General features: G+C 64.5%; 17 protein-coding genes. 8 read left to right on the top strand and 9 right to left on the bottom strand.

The window, feature by feature from the left end:
• Genes UP06_RS12255 through UP06_RS12265 form a run of 3 tightly spaced genes read right to left on the bottom strand, consistent with a single transcriptional unit; the run spans nt 1 to nt 3,013 of the window.
• The gene (locus tag UP06_RS12255) at nt 1-954 is read right to left on the bottom strand and encodes a ferritin-like domain-containing protein (protein WP_045002833.1); all 954 of its coding nucleotides are present in this window, start codon (nt 952-954) and stop codon (nt 1-3) included.
• Nucleotides 955-977: 23 nt separating this feature from the next.
• Nucleotides 978-2,147, bottom strand: a complete 1,170-nt coding sequence (locus tag UP06_RS12260; protein ID WP_156162923.1) for an ABC transporter substrate-binding protein — start codon at nt 2,145-2,147, stop codon at nt 978-980.
• A gap of 50 nt (nt 2,148-2,197) precedes the next feature.
• Nucleotides 2,198-3,013: a GntR family transcriptional regulator gene (locus UP06_RS12265; RefSeq protein ID WP_197090909.1), complete on the bottom strand. Its 816-nt coding sequence runs from the start codon at nt 3,011-3,013 to the stop codon at nt 2,198-2,200.
• A 249-nt stretch (nt 3,014-3,262) separates the two neighbouring features.
• Between UP06_RS12265 and UP06_RS12270 the strand changes: the two genes are divergently transcribed.
• The 8 genes from UP06_RS12270 to UP06_RS12305 all read left to right on the top strand — a co-directional run bounded on the left by UP06_RS12270 (nt 3,263) and on the right by UP06_RS12305 (nt 10,586).
• Nucleotides 3,263-3,709 carry a hypothetical protein gene (locus UP06_RS12270; RefSeq protein WP_045002836.1) on the top strand — a complete coding sequence of 149 codons (447 nt, stop codon included), beginning with the start codon at nt 3,263-3,265 and terminating at the stop codon, nt 3,707-3,709.
• Nucleotides 3,710-3,785: 76 nt separating this feature from the next.
• On the top strand, nt 3,786-4,070 hold the full coding sequence (locus UP06_RS12275; protein ID WP_045002837.1) for a hypothetical protein: 285 nt from the start codon (nt 3,786-3,788) through the stop codon (nt 4,068-4,070).
• A 9-nt stretch (nt 4,071-4,079) separates the two neighbouring features.
• Nucleotides 4,080-5,483 (top strand): TolC family protein (locus tag UP06_RS12280; RefSeq protein WP_245305459.1); only part of this gene is annotated, 1,404 nt, incomplete at its 3' end.
• A gap of 37 nt (nt 5,484-5,520) precedes the next feature.
• Nucleotides 5,521-6,849: a copper oxidase gene (locus tag UP06_RS12285; RefSeq protein WP_045002861.1), complete on the top strand. Its 1,329-nt coding sequence runs from the start codon at nt 5,521-5,523 to the stop codon at nt 6,847-6,849.
• A gap of 38 nt (nt 6,850-6,887) precedes the next feature.
• Nucleotides 6,888-7,343 (top strand): cupredoxin domain-containing protein, encoded by a 456-nt coding sequence (locus UP06_RS12290; protein WP_045002839.1) that lies wholly within the window; start codon nt 6,888-6,890, stop codon nt 7,341-7,343.
• 11 nt (nt 7,344-7,354) lie between these two features.
• Nucleotides 7,355-7,654: a copper-binding protein gene (locus tag UP06_RS12295; protein WP_045002840.1), complete on the top strand. Its 300-nt coding sequence runs from the start codon at nt 7,355-7,357 to the stop codon at nt 7,652-7,654.
• 295 nt (nt 7,655-7,949) lie between these two features.
• The gene (gene flhA / locus UP06_RS12300) at nt 7,950-10,091 is read left to right on the top strand and encodes a flagellar biosynthesis protein FlhA (protein ID WP_045002841.1); all 2,142 of its coding nucleotides are present in this window, start codon (nt 7,950-7,952) and stop codon (nt 10,089-10,091) included.
• A 294-nt stretch (nt 10,092-10,385) separates the two neighbouring features.
• A complete protein-coding gene (locus tag UP06_RS12305) occupies nt 10,386-10,586 on the top strand; it encodes a hypothetical protein (protein ID WP_045002842.1) in 201 nt (66 codons plus the stop codon).
• A 167-nt stretch (nt 10,587-10,753) separates the two neighbouring features.
• Here the strand turns inward: UP06_RS12305 and UP06_RS12310 are convergent, their stop codons facing one another.
• The 6 genes from UP06_RS12310 to fliJ form a co-directional block, all read right to left on the bottom strand.
• Entirely contained in the window at nt 10,754-11,971 is a 1,218-nt protein-coding gene (locus tag UP06_RS12310) for an NAD(P)/FAD-dependent oxidoreductase (protein ID WP_045002843.1), read from the bottom strand.
• A gap of 19 nt (nt 11,972-11,990) precedes the next feature.
• On the bottom strand, nt 11,991-12,926 hold the full coding sequence (locus UP06_RS12315; RefSeq protein ID WP_050031607.1) for a formylglycine-generating enzyme family protein: 936 nt from the start codon (nt 12,924-12,926) through the stop codon (nt 11,991-11,993).
• A gap of 284 nt (nt 12,927-13,210) precedes the next feature.
• Nucleotides 13,211-14,170, bottom strand: coding sequence for a helix-turn-helix transcriptional regulator (locus UP06_RS12320; protein ID WP_045002844.1), 960 nt, complete (start codon nt 14,168-14,170; stop codon nt 13,211-13,213).
• Nucleotides 14,171-14,356: 186 nt separating this feature from the next.
• Nucleotides 14,357-15,427 (bottom strand): anti-sigma factor, encoded by a 1,071-nt coding sequence (locus tag UP06_RS12325; protein ID WP_045002845.1) that lies wholly within the window; start codon nt 15,425-15,427, stop codon nt 14,357-14,359.
• Nucleotides 15,428-15,479: 52 nt separating this feature from the next.
• Nucleotides 15,480-16,025 (bottom strand): sigma-70 family RNA polymerase sigma factor, encoded by a 546-nt coding sequence (locus tag UP06_RS12330; protein ID WP_045002846.1) that lies wholly within the window; start codon nt 16,023-16,025, stop codon nt 15,480-15,482.
• 187 nt (nt 16,026-16,212) lie between these two features.
• A complete protein-coding gene (gene fliJ, locus UP06_RS12335) occupies nt 16,213-16,632 on the bottom strand; it encodes a flagellar export protein FliJ (protein WP_045002847.1) in 420 nt (139 codons plus the stop codon).
• Nucleotides 16,633-16,699 lie beyond the last annotated feature (67 nt).

Here is a 16,699-nt window from a genome sequence, read left to right on the forward strand (position 1 = left end):
TCAGATCGCCCCGAGCTTGTCGTGATGGAACGGGGGCAGATTGATGCCGAGCGGCTTCATCTGGTCGCGGATGCGCTGCACGGTCGCGACGAACACCGGCTTCTCGGCCTCTTCCACCGTTGAGCCGAGCCCGGCCTCATAGGTGATGCGATCGGCCTCGACCTCGGCCAGCGAGGCCGGGTTTTCCGGCGCGAGCCAACTCGAATGGTAGCCGTTGAGCTCGACTTTCTCCATCATGGTGATGACCGAGTTCTCGATCATCGTCTTCTGCTCCGGCGTGAGCGTCTCGCAGATCGCCTCGAGGAAATACCAGCCGAAGGCGCAGTGGCGCGATTCATCCCGCATGATGAAGCGCACGATCTGCTTGGCGACGGGATCACGCGTCACGTCGTCGAGATGCTTGAACACGTCGAAGGCGATCTCTTCCGCGGTGCAGACCAGCGCCGCGATGATGCCCTCGAGCGGCACGTCCGCATTCAGCGTCGCGCGGCGAACGCCGTGGGTCGACACCGAACCTTCGAACAATTGCTGCACCGGCTTTTCGATGTAGCCGCCGAGCTTCTCCGCCATGGTGTGGCAGACCTCGGCGTGGCGTGCCTCCTCCTGCGAACGGATGGTAAAGAAAAGCTGCATGTCCGAGGGGCGGTTCTCCAATCCAAAGCGAAGCTGGAGCGAGGGGCTCTCCGAAATCGCGCCGTACTCGCTCCAGGCGCGACGGCTCCAGTATAGCCGCGCGGCGTAGCGCTGTTCTTCGGTGTAGCTCTCCGGCTTGAGCAGGTCCCAGTCCACGTCGGTCTTCGGATCCCACTGGTTGCGCGTCGCTGCGTGAAACAGCTCGCGAATCCGCGGCAGGTCCGAATTGAAGGTCAGCGGGAAGCGGCTTTCGGGCGCATCGAGCAGGGTCTGCACCATTTCGAAAGCCTGGTCTTGCGACATATCACGCGAGAGTGCCATGGCATCCTCCTTCCTGTTTTGGCTTATTCGTAGTCGGCGAGGTTGAAACGGCCGTCTCGCCAGTTGATCAGCACGATGTCCTTTTTCGACAGGCCGGAGTGACGCTCCGGCGAGAAGCTGAACACGCCGCTCATGCCCGCGAAATTCTTGACCTGCTCCATGCCCTGCGGAAGCTTGGAGACGTCGCCGCCGACCTTGCTCAGCGCTTCCTTCGCCAGCATGGCCGCGTCGTAGGATTCCGCAGCGTAGAGACTGGCCGCGCGGTTGAAGCGCTCCTGATAGGAGCGGAATAGCCGGAGAATGCCCGCCTTGAGCGGATCCTTGTCCGGAAGCTGGTCGCCGACCGGGAATTTCAGGCTTGCGAGCAGCACGGATTTCGCGGCATCGCCGGCGAGCGTCATGTAGTGCGACGAGACGAAGCCGTAGCTGTGAACCAGCGTACGGCTGTCGAGACCGAGCTGCTGCGCCTGCTTCAGGAATACGACGCCGGCGGGCGTGACGGTCCAGCAGATGATCGCTTCCGCCCCGCTGTCGCGAATGCGGGTGAGCTGCGGCATCATGTCGGTGTCGGCGGGGTCGAACGACTCGTAGGCAACGTCGAGGTTGCGACGCGGGCCGACCTTCTTCATCTGCGTGACGGCGCCCTGGCCGAATCCGCTGGTATCGGCGATCAGCGCCACCTTCTTGATGTTCTTCTTGGCGAAATAGTCGGCGATGCGCTCGAGCACGTCCTCGTCGTCGACCGTGCTCTTGAACACCCATTTCCGCTCGGCGACCGGCGTGACGATTGCAAGCGCTCCCTCGCTCGAAATGAAGGGAATGCTGGCGGATTCCGCCATCGGCGCCATCGCGAGCGCAATGCCGCTCATATTGCCGCCGCTCAGGATGAGCTCAACCTTGTCCTGGCTGATCAGGCGTCTGGTGGCGGAGATCGCCTTCTGCGTCTGGCTTTCGGCATCATAGAAGGTCCATGCGATCTTGCGGCCGCCAATGCCGCCCGCGGCATTGATCTCGTCGACGGCGAGCTGCAGGCCGGCCTTCATGTCTTCGCCGAGGAACGCGGCTGGCCCGGTGACAGAGAGGATCGACCCGACACGCAGCGGCTCGTCCGCAGCCCAGCCGGGCTGAATGCCTGTTGCGGCGAGCGCGGTGCCGCCCATGAATTGCAGGAAATTGCGTCGTCCCAGATTCACGATACCCCTCCACTCAAATGGACGCCGGGCGGCGTCCTGATGCCCGTCGTTCAATCGTCATGCACGCCGCTCTTGTCGATCTCACCCGCGGGCGCCTTGCCGTCGCGCGACAGCGGCATGCTCAACGAGTAGCGCACGAGGTCGCCGCGATGGACGGTATGGCCCGCCATCACCAGGCGGCCGGTCGCATCGCGATAGCGAAGCGTGCGCGTCAGCACCGGTGCGCCGGCGGCAAGATGCAGGTATTCAACCTCCTCGGGACCGGCGATGCCGGCCTCGATGCCGAAGTCGCCGCTGCGGAGCTCGACGCGTTGCCACAACAGATGCAGTGGCGAGGCGAGGGCCGCGCTCTCATCCCAGTCGGCGACGAGATCGGCTGGCAGATAGCGGTAGTCGATGGCGACCGGCACGCGCGCGGCAGCACGCGTCCGCTTGATAAAGAGAACGCGGGCGCCGACCTCGACTTCGAGCGCGGCAGCAATCTGATCGTCGGCGCCGCAGCGCTCGAAAACGAGAAGCGTGGGTTGAATTGGCGTGCCGGCAGCTTCCCACTGCCGCATGAAGTCCATGCCGGGTCCGAACCGCTCTTCCAGCTTGCGGACGGCAACGAAGGTGCCGAGCCCGCGGCTGCGGGTGAGCATGCCCTCGCGGACCAGTTCGGACAGCGCCTGGCGCACGGTGTCCCGGCTGACGCAGAACATCTCGCACAGCTCTTCGTCCGAGAAGAAGCGCCGGTCCGGCTGCTCCCAACGCAGGATCGTCCCGATAAGCCGTTGTTTTATCTGGGCATAGAGTGGGAGCGGCGACGTCCGGTCAAGCGGGGGATTGACCCAATCCGCTTCCAGCACCGGCAAGCTATCGCTCACGTCCTGCATCGCACCAACCATATCGTCGGCCTCTAATTGAATGATTGTCTGCCTAACCATACAATTGCACAAGCAGAAATTTGCGCCAGCCTCTGTTTGATGATGCGTCATCTTGTGGCGGCCATGCGGCCAGCAGCCTTTGCGCAGCATTCTCTGTGCATTGCGGCATGGCCGCTAGGCGCACGCGCGCTTTGCCATTATTCTGCAATTGGCGTCTGCAACATTGCGACGCAGCGAACAGTTCGGGCGATGTCCTTGCAATTGAAAAGGTCGGTACGGATCAGGGTGGGGCGGCTCGTCGCCCTCGCCTATCTGTTCTGCGTGCTCGCGCCGGCAGCAAGCCTTGCTTGGGGCAGTGGTCCCGCACCATGCCTTGATGATGTGCTGCTGGCCGATCTCGTGCCGGTGCATCACCAAGTGGCGGCGAGCCACACCCATGACGGCGACGTGACGCACGACCACGCCGGCATGCATGCGCATCACCAGACCGCCGCGCAGGACACACCCGCTCCGCATCATCATGACGGTAAGGGCAAACCTGGTCCGTGTTGCGCGATGATGTGCGTGAGCGCGCTGCCGGCCGATCTCCCCAGCGTCGCCAAGCCCGTCCTGCCGATCTCCGCCTGCACGCCCGAGATCGTTACCAGCCTGCGCAGCGAGGCGCCGCCCCTGCTCTACCGCCCTCCCATCGCCTGACCTGACACGACGATTTGAGGCCGCACGCATCAAGCGTGCGTGCGCCTTTGGTCATCTGACAGATCAGGGATGAATCATGCTTACGCTTTCCGGGGCGAAGTTCGCCGCCGAATCTTCGGCGCGTGGACGACATTCTCTATTTAATTGGCCGTTTCTGGCTGCGGTTGCGCTGGCGCTGTCCGGCTGCATGCCGGCAACCACACCGATAGTCGGCGCCGATCCTGCCGATCCCGCGGCCAAGGCCGCGCGTGCCGGCTATCGCTCGACGATCGCGCCTTACGCGAGCCTGCGGCCTGCAACGCCGGCGCCCTGGCGCGAGCGCAACGACGCCACCGCGCCGCAGCCCAAGCCAGACCAGTAGGAGCGCGCCATGGCACACCATTTTGCGCGCAGCTTGCTCGTAGTTGCTGCGTTCGGTCTCTCTGGTTGCGCCGCGTTCTCGCCGGACAGCGGCATGAATGCGGTCTCGGAGCTGACAAGCCAGACCATCAACAAGGACGTCGCCTTCGTGCGAACGGCCGAGGGAGCCGGCGCAACCGACGATCGCGTTCGCAAGTTGCTCTCGCGAACGCTGAGCGTCGATGCTGCCGTGCAGATCGCGCTGCTCAATAACAAGGGGCTGCAAGCGGCCTATAACGAACTGGCGCTCGCCGAGACCGATCTCGCCGAGCAGAGCTTGCCGCCCAATCCGGTGTTCTCGATCTCACGCATCAGCGGCAACGGTGCCAGCGAGATCGAGCGCCAGGTGGTCGGCGACATTCTCGCGCTGGCCACGCTACCGTTCCGCTCCGAGATCGCCCGCGACCGGTTTCGCCAGGCACAATTGCGCGCGGCGCTGGCAACGCTGCGGCTCGCCGCCAATGTACGGCGCGCCTACGTCCGGGTCGTCGCAGCCAACGAGATGGTTGTGCTGCTGACGGACGCGAAGTCAACGGCGGAATCGACCGCGCAGCTTGCGGTGAAGCTCGGCGAGACCGGCTCGATCAACAAGCTCGACCAGGCCCGCGAGCAGGTGTTTTACGCCGAAACCACCGCCGATCTCGCCACCGCGCGGCAGTCCGCGACAAGTGCGCGCGAAAAGCTGGCGCGGTTGATGGGACTGTGGGACGACGGCCTCGATTTCCGCCTGCCCAACGCGTTGCCATCGTTGCCGCGTCGGCCACAGAATCTGCCCTCGATCGAGGCCGACGCGGTCGCCCATCGCATCGACTTGCAGATCGCGCGGCTCGAACTGACGGCGCTGGCAAAGTCGCTGAACCTCACCGAGGCGACGCGCTTCGTCACCCTGCTCGATCTCGCCGGTATTTCCCGCCGCACCCAGGACCCGGAAGGCGCGCCGTTCCGCGAACGCGGCTTCGACGAGCAGTTCCAGATCCCGATCTTCGATGGCGGCGAGGTGCGGGTACGGCAGGCGGCCGAGACCTACAATCTCGCCTTCAATCGCCTGACCGAGCGGGCCGTGAACGTTCGCTCGGAAGCGCGCGACGCCTATCGGGCCTACCGGTCCACCTACGACATCGCGAGCCACTACCAGCGCGAGATCCTCCCCTTGCGAAAAATCATCACAGAGGAAATGCAGCTGCGCTTCTCCAGCATGCAGGTCGACATCTTTGCGCTACTGACCGAAGCCCGGCAGCGCCTGGCGTCGCTCCGCGGCGCGATCGATGCGAAGCAAAATTTCTTCCTCGCCCAGTCCGACTTGCAGACCGCCGTCAACGGCGGCGGCACGCCGGCGACCGGCGGGGACCATTCAACCACCATCGCCGCGGCAGCGNNNCCTGCCGATGGCGGTCACTGACATGGAGGCCGACATGTTTTCCCGCCGAGGATTTTTGGGCACCGCCGCGCTTGTCAGCGCATCGGCCGTCAGCGGCCGCGTCCAGGCCGCATCGATTCCGGAAGCAGCGCACATGGACAAGGCGGTGATGCAGCCGCCGCTGCACCCCATCAGCGGTCCGGACTATCGCCCCGTTGTCACGCTCAACGGCTGGACGCTGCCGTTCCGCATGAACGGCGACTGGAAGGAATTCCATCTCGTCGCCGAGCCGGTGGTGCGCGAATTCGCCGAGGGCATGAAGGTCAATCTCTGGGGCTATAACGGCCAGTCGCCGGGGCCGACCATCGAGGCGGTCGAGGGCGACAAGGTCCGCATCTTCGTCACCAACAAATTGCCCGAATACACCAGCGTGCACTGGCACGGCATGATCGTGCCGAGCGGCATGGACGGCGTCGGCGGATTGACCCAGCCGCATATCGAACCCGGAAAGACCTTCGTCTACGAGTTCGAGATGAGGAAGAGCGGGACTTTCATGTACCACCCGCATTCCGACGAGATGGTGCAGATGGCGATGGGCATGATGGGCATGGTCGTCGTGCATCCCCGCGACCCGAATTTCCGTCCCGTCGACCGCGACTTCGTCTTTGTGATGAGCACGTACTGCGTCGATCCCGGCACTTACTTGCCGAAGGTCAACGAGATGACCGATTTCAACATGTGGACCTGGAACGCACGGGTGTTTCCCGGCATCGATCCGCTCCCTGTGCGGCTCGGCGACAGAGTGCGCCTGCGCATCGGCAATCTCAGCATGGACAATCATCCGATCCATCTGCACGGCCACAGCTTTGCGGTGACCTGCACCGACGGCGGGTGGATTCCGGAGAGCGCGCAATATCCGGAGACGACCACAGACGTCCCGGTCGGTGCGGTGCGGGTGTTCGACGTCCTCGCCGACAATCCCGGCGACTGGGCGTTCCACTGTCACAAGTCGCATCACACCATGAATGCGATGGGCCATGACATGCGCAACATGATCGGCGTGTCACGCAAGGATCTCGCCAAGGCCGTCGGCAAGCTCGCGCCGGATGGCATGGCGATGGGTTCGACCGGCATGGCGATGGGCAATATGGAGATGCCCGCGCCCGACAACACGCTGCCGATGATGACCGGCACCGGCCAGTTCGGGCCGATCGAGATGGGCGGCATGTTCACGGTGATGAAGATCCGCGAGAACCTCGCGCGCGACGATTATCGCGACCCCGGCCCCTACCAATTCCCGCAAGGCACCGTCGCCTACGAGGTCGCCTCGCCGGCGGCGGAGCCGGCACGGCAGCCCGCCACGCCGATGCAGAAGAAGATGTAGATGTGAGCGTTTCGATGCACCGCCAACTGGAGACCACAATGAAAAAGACGATCAAACTCGCCATTGCGCTGGTCGCGCTCTCGATCGCGCCCGCCCTCGCGCACGAGCATCACGGCCATGAATCCTTCTCGGCCGGCGAGCCCGGCGATCCCAAAAAGCCGGCGCGCACCATCGAGATCGCGTTGAGCGAGATGGCCTATGAGCCGTCGAACATCACAGTGAAGCGGGGCGAGCAGATCCGTTTCGTGCTGCGCAATGTCGGCAAGGAGGACCACGAATTCCTGCTCGCCACTACAAAAGAGAACCTCGCGCATGCCGAGGTGATGAAGAAGCATCCGCATATGGAGCACGACGACCCGAACGGGGTGCGGCTCGCGCCCAACAAGACAGCCGAGATCGTCTGGAAATTCACCAGAGCCGGCACCTTCGAGTTTTCCTGCCTGATCCCCGACCATCGCGACTACGGCATGGTCGGCCACGTCACCGTGAAATGATGGGGAGAACCATGAAACCGATCAACCGCATCACCGCAGCACTGGCCCTGACGCTGGGCCTGACCGTGAGCGCACTCGCGCAAGCCGCTTCCATCAGCGGCGAGGTGAAGAAGATCGACGAGCGCGCGGGCAAGATCACGCTCAAGCACGGCCCGGCCAAGAACCTCGGCATGGATGAGCCCATGACCATGGTCTACCGCGTCAAGGACCCCGCCATGCTCAAGCAGGTGAAGGTCGGCGATAAGGTGACCTTCGAGGCCGAGGAGGCGTCGTCGGGGTACACGGTGACGAAGATGCAGAAGGCGAAGTAGGGACGCCGGCATTTTACCATGGTCATTCCGGAGCGCGCCTCTTGGCGCGGGCCCGTAATGACGACCTGGGAGGCCCGAAACACCCCGGTCTGACCTCTTGCCGCGCCTCTTGTTAACCCTTTGCTAACCATACACCGGGCAAAAATTGCCCAGTGGAGTCGAGTGTCGTCAGCCGCGTAGAACGGGAGCTCCCGTGGACGCCAGTGCGGTACCTCACTTTCGAAACGGCGGCCCTTCGGCCGCCGCGCAGACAATTGGGGCGCGTGGACGGCAGTCGCGCGGGAAGGCAGCTACCATGGTCGACGTCACCGCGGGACAGGGCGTAGGCAGTACGAACGCCGGCTTCCCCACCCTTGCCGAGATCGGCAACATCCTCAAGCGCGGCGACATCGCGCTGGCGCTCGGCGTCCTCACCATCCTGGTGGTGTTGATCCTTCCCCTGCCAGCGATCGTGCTGGACCTGTTCCTGGCGATTTCGATCACGCTCTCGATCCTGATCCTGATGACGTCGCTGTTCATCCAGGCGCCGCTGGAATTCTCCGCCTTCCCGACCGTCCTGCTGATCTCGACCATGCTGCGCCTGTCGCTCAACATGGCCTCGACCCGCCTGATCCTGTCGCACGGGCACGAGGGCACGGATGCCGCCGGTCACGTCATCGAGGCCTTCGGCAGCTTCGTGATGGGCGGCAATTTCGTCATCGGTATCATCGTCTTCGCCATCCTGATCATCGTCAACTTCGTCGTCATCACCAAGGGTTCGGGCCGTATTGCCGAAGTCGCCGCCCGCTTCCACCTCGACGCCATGCCCGGCAAGCAGATGGCAATCGACGCCGACCTCTCCGCCGGCCTGATCGACGAGAAGGTCGCCAAGCAGCGGCGCAAGGACCTGGAGGACGAGAGCGGCTTCTTCGGCGCCATGGACGGTGCCTCCAAATTCGTCCGCGGCGACGCCATCGCCGGCCTGCTGATCGTCTTCATCAACGTCGTCGGCGGCATGATCATCGGCGTGGCGCAGCAGGGCCTGTCCTTCGCCGACGCCGGTCGCAGCTACACGCTGCTGACGGTCGGTGACGGTCTCGTCACCCAGGTGCCAGCGCTGATCGTCTCGACCGCCGCCGGCCTGCTCGTCTCCAAGGCCGGCGTTTCCGGCGCTGCCGACAAGGCGCTGATGAAGCAGTTCTCCGGCTATCCGCAGGCGCTCGCGATGTCCGCGGCGGTCATGCTGGTGCTGGCGGCGCTGCCGGGCATCCCGACCCTTCCCTTCCTCGCACTCGGCACCGGCGCCGGCGCGCTCGCCTGGCACGCCCGCAACCGCAACCGGGCGACTGCCAAGGCTGACGAAATTGCAAAGAACGCGCCTGCGCCGGGAACGCCGGGTGCACCCGGCTCCGCTGCGGCGGAGGAGCCGATCTCCGCAGCGCTGAAGATCGACGACCTCAAGATCGAGCTCGGCTATGCGCTGCTGCCGCTGGTCAACGGTCCCGACGGCACCGACCGCCTCACCGAGCAGATCAAGGCGCTGCGCCGCTCGCTCGCGATCGAGATGGGCTTTGTCATGCCGGCGGTGCGCATCCTCGACAACGTCCAGCTCGAAGCCAACACCTACATCATCAAGATCAAGGAGGTCGACGCCGGCACCGGCAAGATCTGGCCAAACCAGTTCATGGTCATGGACCCCGGCGGCAGCCAGGTGCAGGTGCCCGGCATCCACACCACCGAGCCGACCTTCGGCCTGCCCGCGACCTGGGTCGATGCCAGCCTCAAGGAGGAGGCTTCGCTCAAGGGCTACACCGTTGTCGACGCCGCGACCGTGCTCTCGACCCACCTCACCGAGTTGCTCAAGGCCAACATGTCGGACCTGTTGTCCTATGGCGAGGTCCAGAAGCTGCTCAAGGAGCTGCCGAAGGAGCAGGCCGAACTGGTCAAGGATATCGTGCCCGGACAGGTCACGGTCTCCGGCATCCAGCGCGTGCTGCAACTGCTGCTCGCCGAGCGCATCTCGATCCGCGACCTCTCGACCATTCTCGAAGGCATCGCCGACTCGCTCGCCTTCTCGCGCAATCCCGCAACCATGGTCGAGCATGTCCGCGCCCGGCTGGCCCGGCAGATCTGCGCGCAAAATACCTCCTACAACGGCTATCTGCCGCTGATCGCGCTGTCGGCGCGGTGGGAGCAGGCCTTTGCCGAATCCATCGTCGGCCAGGGCGAAGAGCGCAGCCTCGCGATGCAGCCCTCAAAGCTGTCGGAGTTCATGACCGGCGTGCGCGAGGCCTTCGAGCGCGCCGCCCGCGAAGGCGAAGCGCCGGTGCTGGTCACCTCTGCGGCAATTCGTCCCTTCGTGCGCTCTCTCGTCGAGCGGTTCCGCGCCCAGACCACGGTCTTGTCGCAGGCCGAAATCCACCCCAGGGCGAGGCTGAAAACGGTCGGAAGCATCTGATTTGCCTTAAGAAGCCGTGTGTTTTTTGGCCACAGGCAAATGGTTTTTGAGTTCCTGGTGCCTGGTCGACCAAATGCTGAGAGGGCACCTTACAAGGACATTATACCTTTGAAATAATTACAAAATCGTACGATCAAGGGCCGCTTTTGATCGCGGCCGATCACGTCGTGTCACGCTCTTGTGATCGCCTCTTGGGAACGAATCCCCCCAATACTAGGTTGTTGGGCATCGGAAGCATGAACCTGCCTGAACAAGGTGGCGACTACTTCCGGTAGATGGCGGCAGGAGCCTTCCATGAACCACTCGATTTACAGCGCAGATCGCTCGACCCACCTGAAGATCGTGGTCGTGGCCCTCGTCGCAGGGATCGCGGTGGCGGGCTTCGGCATCACGGCACGCTCGGGTTCGGACGACGGCCTAACCCAGACCGCCCGCGTCATCAAGGCCGGCAAGCCGGTTGTGATCACCAGCTCGAACGCATCGCTCGTTCGCTAAGGAGTTTTGACGAGTTTTTCGAATTCACGCGGCTCTTTACCAGCCCCCCAAAGTCGCCACGTGGATATGTAGACGACCCCAACCCCAAGTCGACTACAGAAAGCGCCCGCCCCCCACGGGCGCTTTCTCATGTCTGGGGTCTCGTCATCGCAATGACGGAATAGAGCCTACCGCGCCCCATAAGTTGGCGGCGGCGCCTGCACGGTCGGCGCGGCAGCGGCGAAGAGATCGTCCTTGCTGCCGGTGAGCGGCGGATAGATCCGCTTGCGGTTGATGGTCTGCTTGGTCGCTTTCGCGGCCTGACCGGTCGTCCGCACCTCGCGGTCCCACCCTTCCGTATAGAGCGCACCCCAATTGCCGAGATCGAGCACGGTCACGTACCAGTCGATCCGCAGCGGCAACATCGGTTGGCCCATGAGATCGGCCACCACATTGTGGCCGGCGAAGCGGCCCATGGGGCGGGCGAACTGGCAGGACATCACGGTCGGATGTAGCCCGTCGACCACGCTGGAGGCGACGTCGCCGGCCGCGAAGACGCCGGGCTGATCCGCAACCTGCATGAAGGGATCGACCAGGAGGCGCCCGAGGCGATCGCGCGCGCCTGGAAAACTCGCGGCAAGCGGACTCGCCCGCATGCCGGCGCACCAGATCACCGTCTTTGTCGGGATGAACTCGCCCGAACTGAGGTGCATGCCGGCGGCCTCGACGGACACGACACGCACACCGAGCCGCGTCTCGATCTCGAGCGACGACAATGCCGTCTCGATGACGGGTCGCGCGTGCGCGCCGATGGTGGCGCCGACAGTCGGATTGGGATCGACCAGGATGATGCGGTGGCTGCCCGTGACGCCGGCGCGCGCCAGCCTGTCCGGCATCTCGGCCGCGACCTCGATGCCGGTAAAGCCGGCCCCGACCACGACGACCGTCGACCGCCCGGGCGACGGCGCGCTGCGTCCGAGCAAAGTGAGATGGTCTTCGAGGCGGAGCGCCGCGGCGTAAGTGTCAACGTCGAAGGCGTGGTCAGCAAGGCCGGGAATGTCGGGCCGCATCACTTCGCTGCCGAGCGCGAGCACGAGCCGGTCATATGAAAGCATCTCCTCGCCGCTGCGCGTGACCAGCGAGATTACGCGCCGCGCCGGATCGATCGCCTCGACCTCGCCGATCCCATGGCTGACGCCGATCGGATCCAGCAGTTGCGCAAGTGGAAGCGCGACCTCGCTGAGATCGACCTCGTAATTGCGCACGCGAATGTTGTGATAGGGATTGCGGTCAACGACGCGGATCTCGATGTCGTTGTTTGCGCCGATCTCGTCGCACATGCGGGCGGCGCCGATGGCCGCCCACAGGCCTGCAAATCCAGCGCCAAGCACGACGATACGCGCCATTTCGTCCCACCACGCTTTGTTACGGACCAAGCGTTCTTGCCACGCGCAAGCTCATATAGCTCATCCGGTTCGGTGGACCAAACCAGATTCGCGCCGCCGAACGCCGGGTCTGGAGGGAACGGCTGGCCGCACCGCCTCGCAGGACGCGGCCCTTGCAGTCTCCCGTGACCCACGCAGAGCCATCCGTCGGAGCGCCGACGTAATTGTCGTGCCAGCAGTCCTCGACCCAGTCGTAGACGCTGCCATGGACCTCGTAGAGCCCGAGAGGATTGGCGGTCCGGGGCGTCGCCGATATCACCGACGTCATCGCGATGCCGATGTCGGCGATCAGATCGGCGGCCGTCGCCTCGGTCAGGTGTGGATCTACTCCATCGCCCCACCAGAACGCAGTGGTGGTGCCGGCGCGCGCGACGTATTCGCGCTCGGCTTCGCTCAAGAGCCGATAGGTGCGGCCGCTCGTGCGCGAGAGCCATTGCACGTAGTCCTTCGCCTCGTCCCACAGGATGCCGGTGACAGAATCGTACTCGTGATCCGCCGTCACCTCGGCGTGGCGGCTGCAACCCTTCGCCCTCACGCAGGCGTTCCATTCGTCGCAGGTCACGGGCGAACGTCCGACGCCGAAGCGCTGCACTGTCACCTGATGCTGCGGCCGTTCGTCCTCCGTGCTGCCGGGCTCGTTCGCGCTCGCGCCCATGGTGAAGGTGCCATCTGGAACGACCACCATCTCCGGACAGTGCTCGCACTCCCTGAACCGATCCTTCGGCCGAAGCGCTGCTTCCTCGTGCCGCGACAGCGGTTTTGAAAGCCGTATATCCAGCAACGACGAGTCGCTGCTCGCCAGGGCGAGCCCGGGCTGGGAACTCTGCTGCATCGTTTGCGCCGACGCGAGCGGCGTTGAAAAACCGGCAATGAGCAGTGCAAACAGGGCAAGCGGCCGGTCAACAAAGCTGACCATGTGGCCCTCCTGGTCACAGCGTGACCGTCAATGACTTTTTCAGAAACGGGCTTCAAAAAGCGGCGTTCGCCGGCAATCGCAAAATCAGCGCCGCAAAATTCGACGCAGCTGGGCTCATCAATTTCAGGATCATGCAGAGTGATTGTTTCAGGCCCGCGTTGCCGCGCTCGAAAATGACTTCGTGGCGAAGCATTTTCCGCCTTTTGGCGGCGACAAAACGTCTCGGCTTCAAATCGGCCGTGCGCCCACCTCGATCCGCAAGCGAGGATTGCAGCGCCGACTGCTCAGGCCTCGCGCAGCTCCGATGGCGTCGTGCCAAAGCGCTTGCGGAAGGCGCGGTTGAAATAGGACAGATCGGAGAAGCCTGACGAATGCGCGATGTCGCTGATCTTGCGCGCCCTCGCGCGGGGATCGCCAAGCAGTTTTCGCGCCATCAGCAGGCGCTGCTCGAGCACGAATTCGGTGAAGGTCGTGCCGGCCTGCTCGAACAGCCGCTGTGCCTGGCGCGGGCTGAGCCCTGAGCGCGTCGCGACTTCGGACAGGCAGAGATCGTTACGGCCGAGTGCTGCCATCACGTCGGCGCGCATGAGATCGAGACGAGCCGCCGCATGGCCTCGGCCGCGCGCGAGCGCCGTGTGCTCGGCATCCGTGCCAACCAGCAGACCGACGAGATCCACCATATGCTGCGCGGTGAGGCGCTGGCCGACGGCGTCGAGATGCGGGGCATGATGGGCTGCGAGCGCGTGGTAGCGGAAGATGGTTTCGGCGACCGCACCGTCGCAGAGCACTTGCGACAGCTTCTCTTCGGCGCGCGGATTGATGTCGAGCAGCGCGCGACGCGGCATGCGGATGGTGGTGAAGCGGTTCTCATCGGTGTGGCCGACGGTGCCGGTGATGCCCATATCGACCAGCACCATCTGCGCCGGCGCGAGCTCGACGCTATGACCGTTCTGCCCGACGCGGACGAGACCCGCATGCGCGGCGATCAGCACGAGATCGTCGCTGCCGTCGGCAAGCAAGCTCTGGGTGCGTGAATATTGCGCGGAGGCGCCTTCGGGAATGGCCAGCGCGATATTGTCGACCACACTGATCTGGAGCCGGCAATCGATGCTCTCGCCACGGCTCGGCCCGATATCCAGGCCACAGGGCCCGCAGGCCCGGTCGCGCCAATGCTCGAAGGCGGGGCCGTGCGGCAGGCCCGCATATTGGTGAATGAAGATGCCCGGCGGCTTGACTGCATCCATCTGATTTCTACCCCCTCTCCAGCACCACGATCGGCGGCGCTGACTATAAATTCCGGGGATTTGACGCCGCGGATGGCGGGGAGGTTCAAATCGGGGGCGGATTTGGCCGGGCTTGTCTGATTACGACGATGGAGCGGACAGCGGCGACAAGGACGAGCGCGGTGGCAGTCCTTTGGAACCGGCAACCTACTTCTTCGCGGGCACCTGCGGCTGCGTGGGCGGCACCGTCTCGATCAGCTTGCCGGAAAACACCGGCGCCGAGGTCGGCTGGCCGTTGGGCGAGCCACCCGACTGCTCGACGGTGACGGCATAGGTCGCACCGTTGACGACGTCGGCATCGAAGCCGGCGAGCACGGGACGTGCGGTGAAGTCGCCGCTGCCGATCACGCCGAGCGAACGCGGGCGCGGCAGCTTGTCGGAGATCAGCCAGAGCTCGAAGCTCTTGCCCGGCTCCGGCGTCGCACCGACCTTGCGCACCGTGAAATTCTTGGTCGCACCATCGATGGTGAGGATGAACGCGGGTCCGCCGCTCTGGCCCTGCAACAGCGCAACATATTGCGCCGGCGCCGACAACGGCACGGTCGGGGTCTTCACCTCGACCGTCCGGACACGCGGTGCAGGACGCAGCGCGCCGGGCAGCGCATCGGGCGAGAAGATCTGAAGCGACAGCGTCACCAGCAGTGCGGCCGCGAGCGCGCCCACGGCGGAGGCGACATTGCGCCAACGCTTCACGCGACTCTCGAGATAGATCACATTGGTATCGTCGACGATTGGCACCTGCGTGACGGGCAGGACGCGCGGGTCGGGCGCGTGGGTCTGCGGGATAAACTGCGGCGCGATGTCCGGGATGACATCGGAGTCAGATTGCGGCGGTTCGGGCGGCTGCACGTCCAACGATGGAGCCTCGCCCAACGATGGAGCCTCGGGCAACCCAGACTCCGGCGATGACGGCTCCGGCGCATAAACCTCCGGCAGCGGCGGCGGCGCGTCCGCCAGCATCGGAGGCTCCGGAGACGAATCTTGCGATGATGCCGTCCGCGCGATCTCGCGCCTGATATTCTCCCACACGATCGGCCGCGGCTCGATCGTGCCGACCATCTGGTTGAGGACGCCGAGCCGGAATTCCCAGGCCTGCACGATCGCGGCGAACTCCGGGTCCACCGCCATCATGGTCGCGACCTGCGCACGCTCCTCGGCATCGAGTGTGCCGAGCGCGTATTCCGCGGCGAGCGCGATATGGTCCTCGCTGTAGGCCATCAATTGCAGTCCAAACCCATCCTCGTTCGTCCGGCCCTCATAGTCCAAGCCTTCATAGTCCAAGGCACTCCCGGATATCCAACATGCTGCGCCGGAGCCACGTCTTCACCGTGTTGACGGGCGCGGCAAATTTCTCCGCCAACTGGTCGCGGCTCCAGCCGTTGTAATAGGCGAGAAGCACGAGCCTCTGACGATCCGGCTCGAGCCGGCCGATACATTCCAGCAGCCGCTTCAACTCCTCGGACATCTCCCGGCGCGCCAGGGGATCGGGACTGTCGGCGGCGACTTCCATCGCCTGAGGCTCCTCCTCGATGGAGACTTCCGTCTTCTTGCGCACGATGTCGATGGCGCGGTTGCGCGCGATCGACGCCATCCACGTGATCGGTGACGACAGCGCCGGATTGAACTGGCCGGCGCTGTTCCAGATCTTGACGTAGGTCTCCTGAATGACCTCCTCTGCGAGATCCTGTCGGCGCAAGATACGGAGCACGACGCCAAAGAGTTTCGCGCGCGTGGCCCCGTAGAGGCGCTCGAACGCGGCCTGATCGCGCTTCGCCACCGCCTCAATCAGCCCGACCAGCTCTGCTGGCGTCAGCATTCAGCCCCCCAACGCGCAGGCCTCATCGCATCCCGCGCGGACCCTGGCACCCCTGCTACCATAGCGCGCGGCCAAGCCCCTCACCAAGGGGGCGGCGCGCCACACTGTGGACAGCAAATGCAAAAACCCGGACCTTGCGGGTCCGGGCTCGCAAATTCTCAGGCGATTTTGATTGCGGGCTGCGCCTTCAGGCGACGGCACCGATGCGGGAGCGCATCAGGCCGATGCTGTCGAGATCGGCCTGCTCGCGGGCGTTTTCCTCGGCGCGCTCGCGGGCCTGGTCGCGCTCGTCCAGGAGCTCGACCTTCTTCAGCTCCTCGAAGGCCTCCCCGAGCGCGGCCTTGGCCTCGTCGAGCTGACCCTTCAGCTCGTCGGCCGAGCGCGTCAGGTTCTCGCGGCGCTGGATGGCGGCCTTGGCATAGGTCGGATAGGCGAAATGCGCGGGATCGTTGATTCCGGCGCGGTCCTGTTCGGTCTGGATCTCGCGATCAAGATCGGTCGACATCCGCTGGAAGTCGGCGATCATGGACTCGATCTGTGCGACCCGGCGGCGCTTCTCGTCGACCTGAAATTTCTTCAGGCGAATGAGGGTATCACGTGACTTCATCGACTCGTACTCCCCAGAAGTCCCTTAGCTGCACGTGGGACGACACCGGTCTCCCCACAGGCCCAAT

This window comes from Bradyrhizobium sp. LTSP857 (assembly GCF_000938285.1).
Taxonomy (GTDB): Bacteria; Pseudomonadota; Alphaproteobacteria; order Rhizobiales; family Xanthobacteraceae; genus Bradyrhizobium.

What these genes read in the sequence shown, in the direction of transcription:
- UP06_RS12255 (WP_045002833.1), bottom strand. Translation starts at nt 954, where the DNA reads ATGGCACTCTCGCGTGATATGTCGCAAGACCAGGCTTTCGAAATGGTG.
- UP06_RS12270 (WP_045002836.1), top strand. Translation starts at nt 3,263, where the DNA reads ATGTCCTTGCAATTGAAAAGGTCGGTACGGATCAGGGTGGGGCGGCTC.
- UP06_RS12275 (WP_045002837.1), top strand. Translation starts at nt 3,786, where the DNA reads ATGCTTACGCTTTCCGGGGCGAAGTTCGCCGCCGAATCTTCGGCGCGT.
- UP06_RS12285 (WP_045002861.1), top strand. Translation starts at nt 5,521, where the DNA reads ATGTTTTCCCGCCGAGGATTTTTGGGCACCGCCGCGCTTGTCAGCGCA.
- UP06_RS12290 (WP_045002839.1), top strand. Translation starts at nt 6,888, where the DNA reads ATGAAAAAGACGATCAAACTCGCCATTGCGCTGGTCGCGCTCTCGATC.
- UP06_RS12295 (WP_045002840.1), top strand. Translation starts at nt 7,355, where the DNA reads ATGAAACCGATCAACCGCATCACCGCAGCACTGGCCCTGACGCTGGGC.
- flhA (WP_045002841.1), top strand. Translation starts at nt 7,950, where the DNA reads ATGGTCGACGTCACCGCGGGACAGGGCGTAGGCAGTACGAACGCCGGC.
- UP06_RS12305 (WP_045002842.1), top strand. Translation starts at nt 10,386, where the DNA reads ATGAACCACTCGATTTACAGCGCAGATCGCTCGACCCACCTGAAGATC.
- UP06_RS12310 (WP_045002843.1), bottom strand. Translation starts at nt 11,971, where the DNA reads ATGGCGCGTATCGTCGTGCTTGGCGCTGGATTTGCAGGCCTGTGGGCG.
- UP06_RS12315 (WP_050031607.1), bottom strand. Translation starts at nt 12,926, where the DNA reads ATGGTCAGCTTTGTTGACCGGCCGCTTGCCCTGTTTGCACTGCTCATT.
- UP06_RS12320 (WP_045002844.1), bottom strand. Translation starts at nt 14,170, where the DNA reads ATGGATGCAGTCAAGCCGCCGGGCATCTTCATTCACCAATATGCGGGC.
- UP06_RS12325 (WP_045002845.1), bottom strand. Translation starts at nt 15,427, where the DNA reads ATGGCCTACAGCGAGGACCATATCGCGCTCGCCGCGGAATACGCGCTC.
- UP06_RS12330 (WP_045002846.1), bottom strand. Translation starts at nt 16,025, where the DNA reads ATGCTGACGCCAGCAGAGCTGGTCGGGCTGATTGAGGCGGTGGCGAAG.
- fliJ (WP_045002847.1), bottom strand. Translation starts at nt 16,632, where the DNA reads ATGAAGTCACGTGATACCCTCATTCGCCTGAAGAAATTTCAGGTCGAC.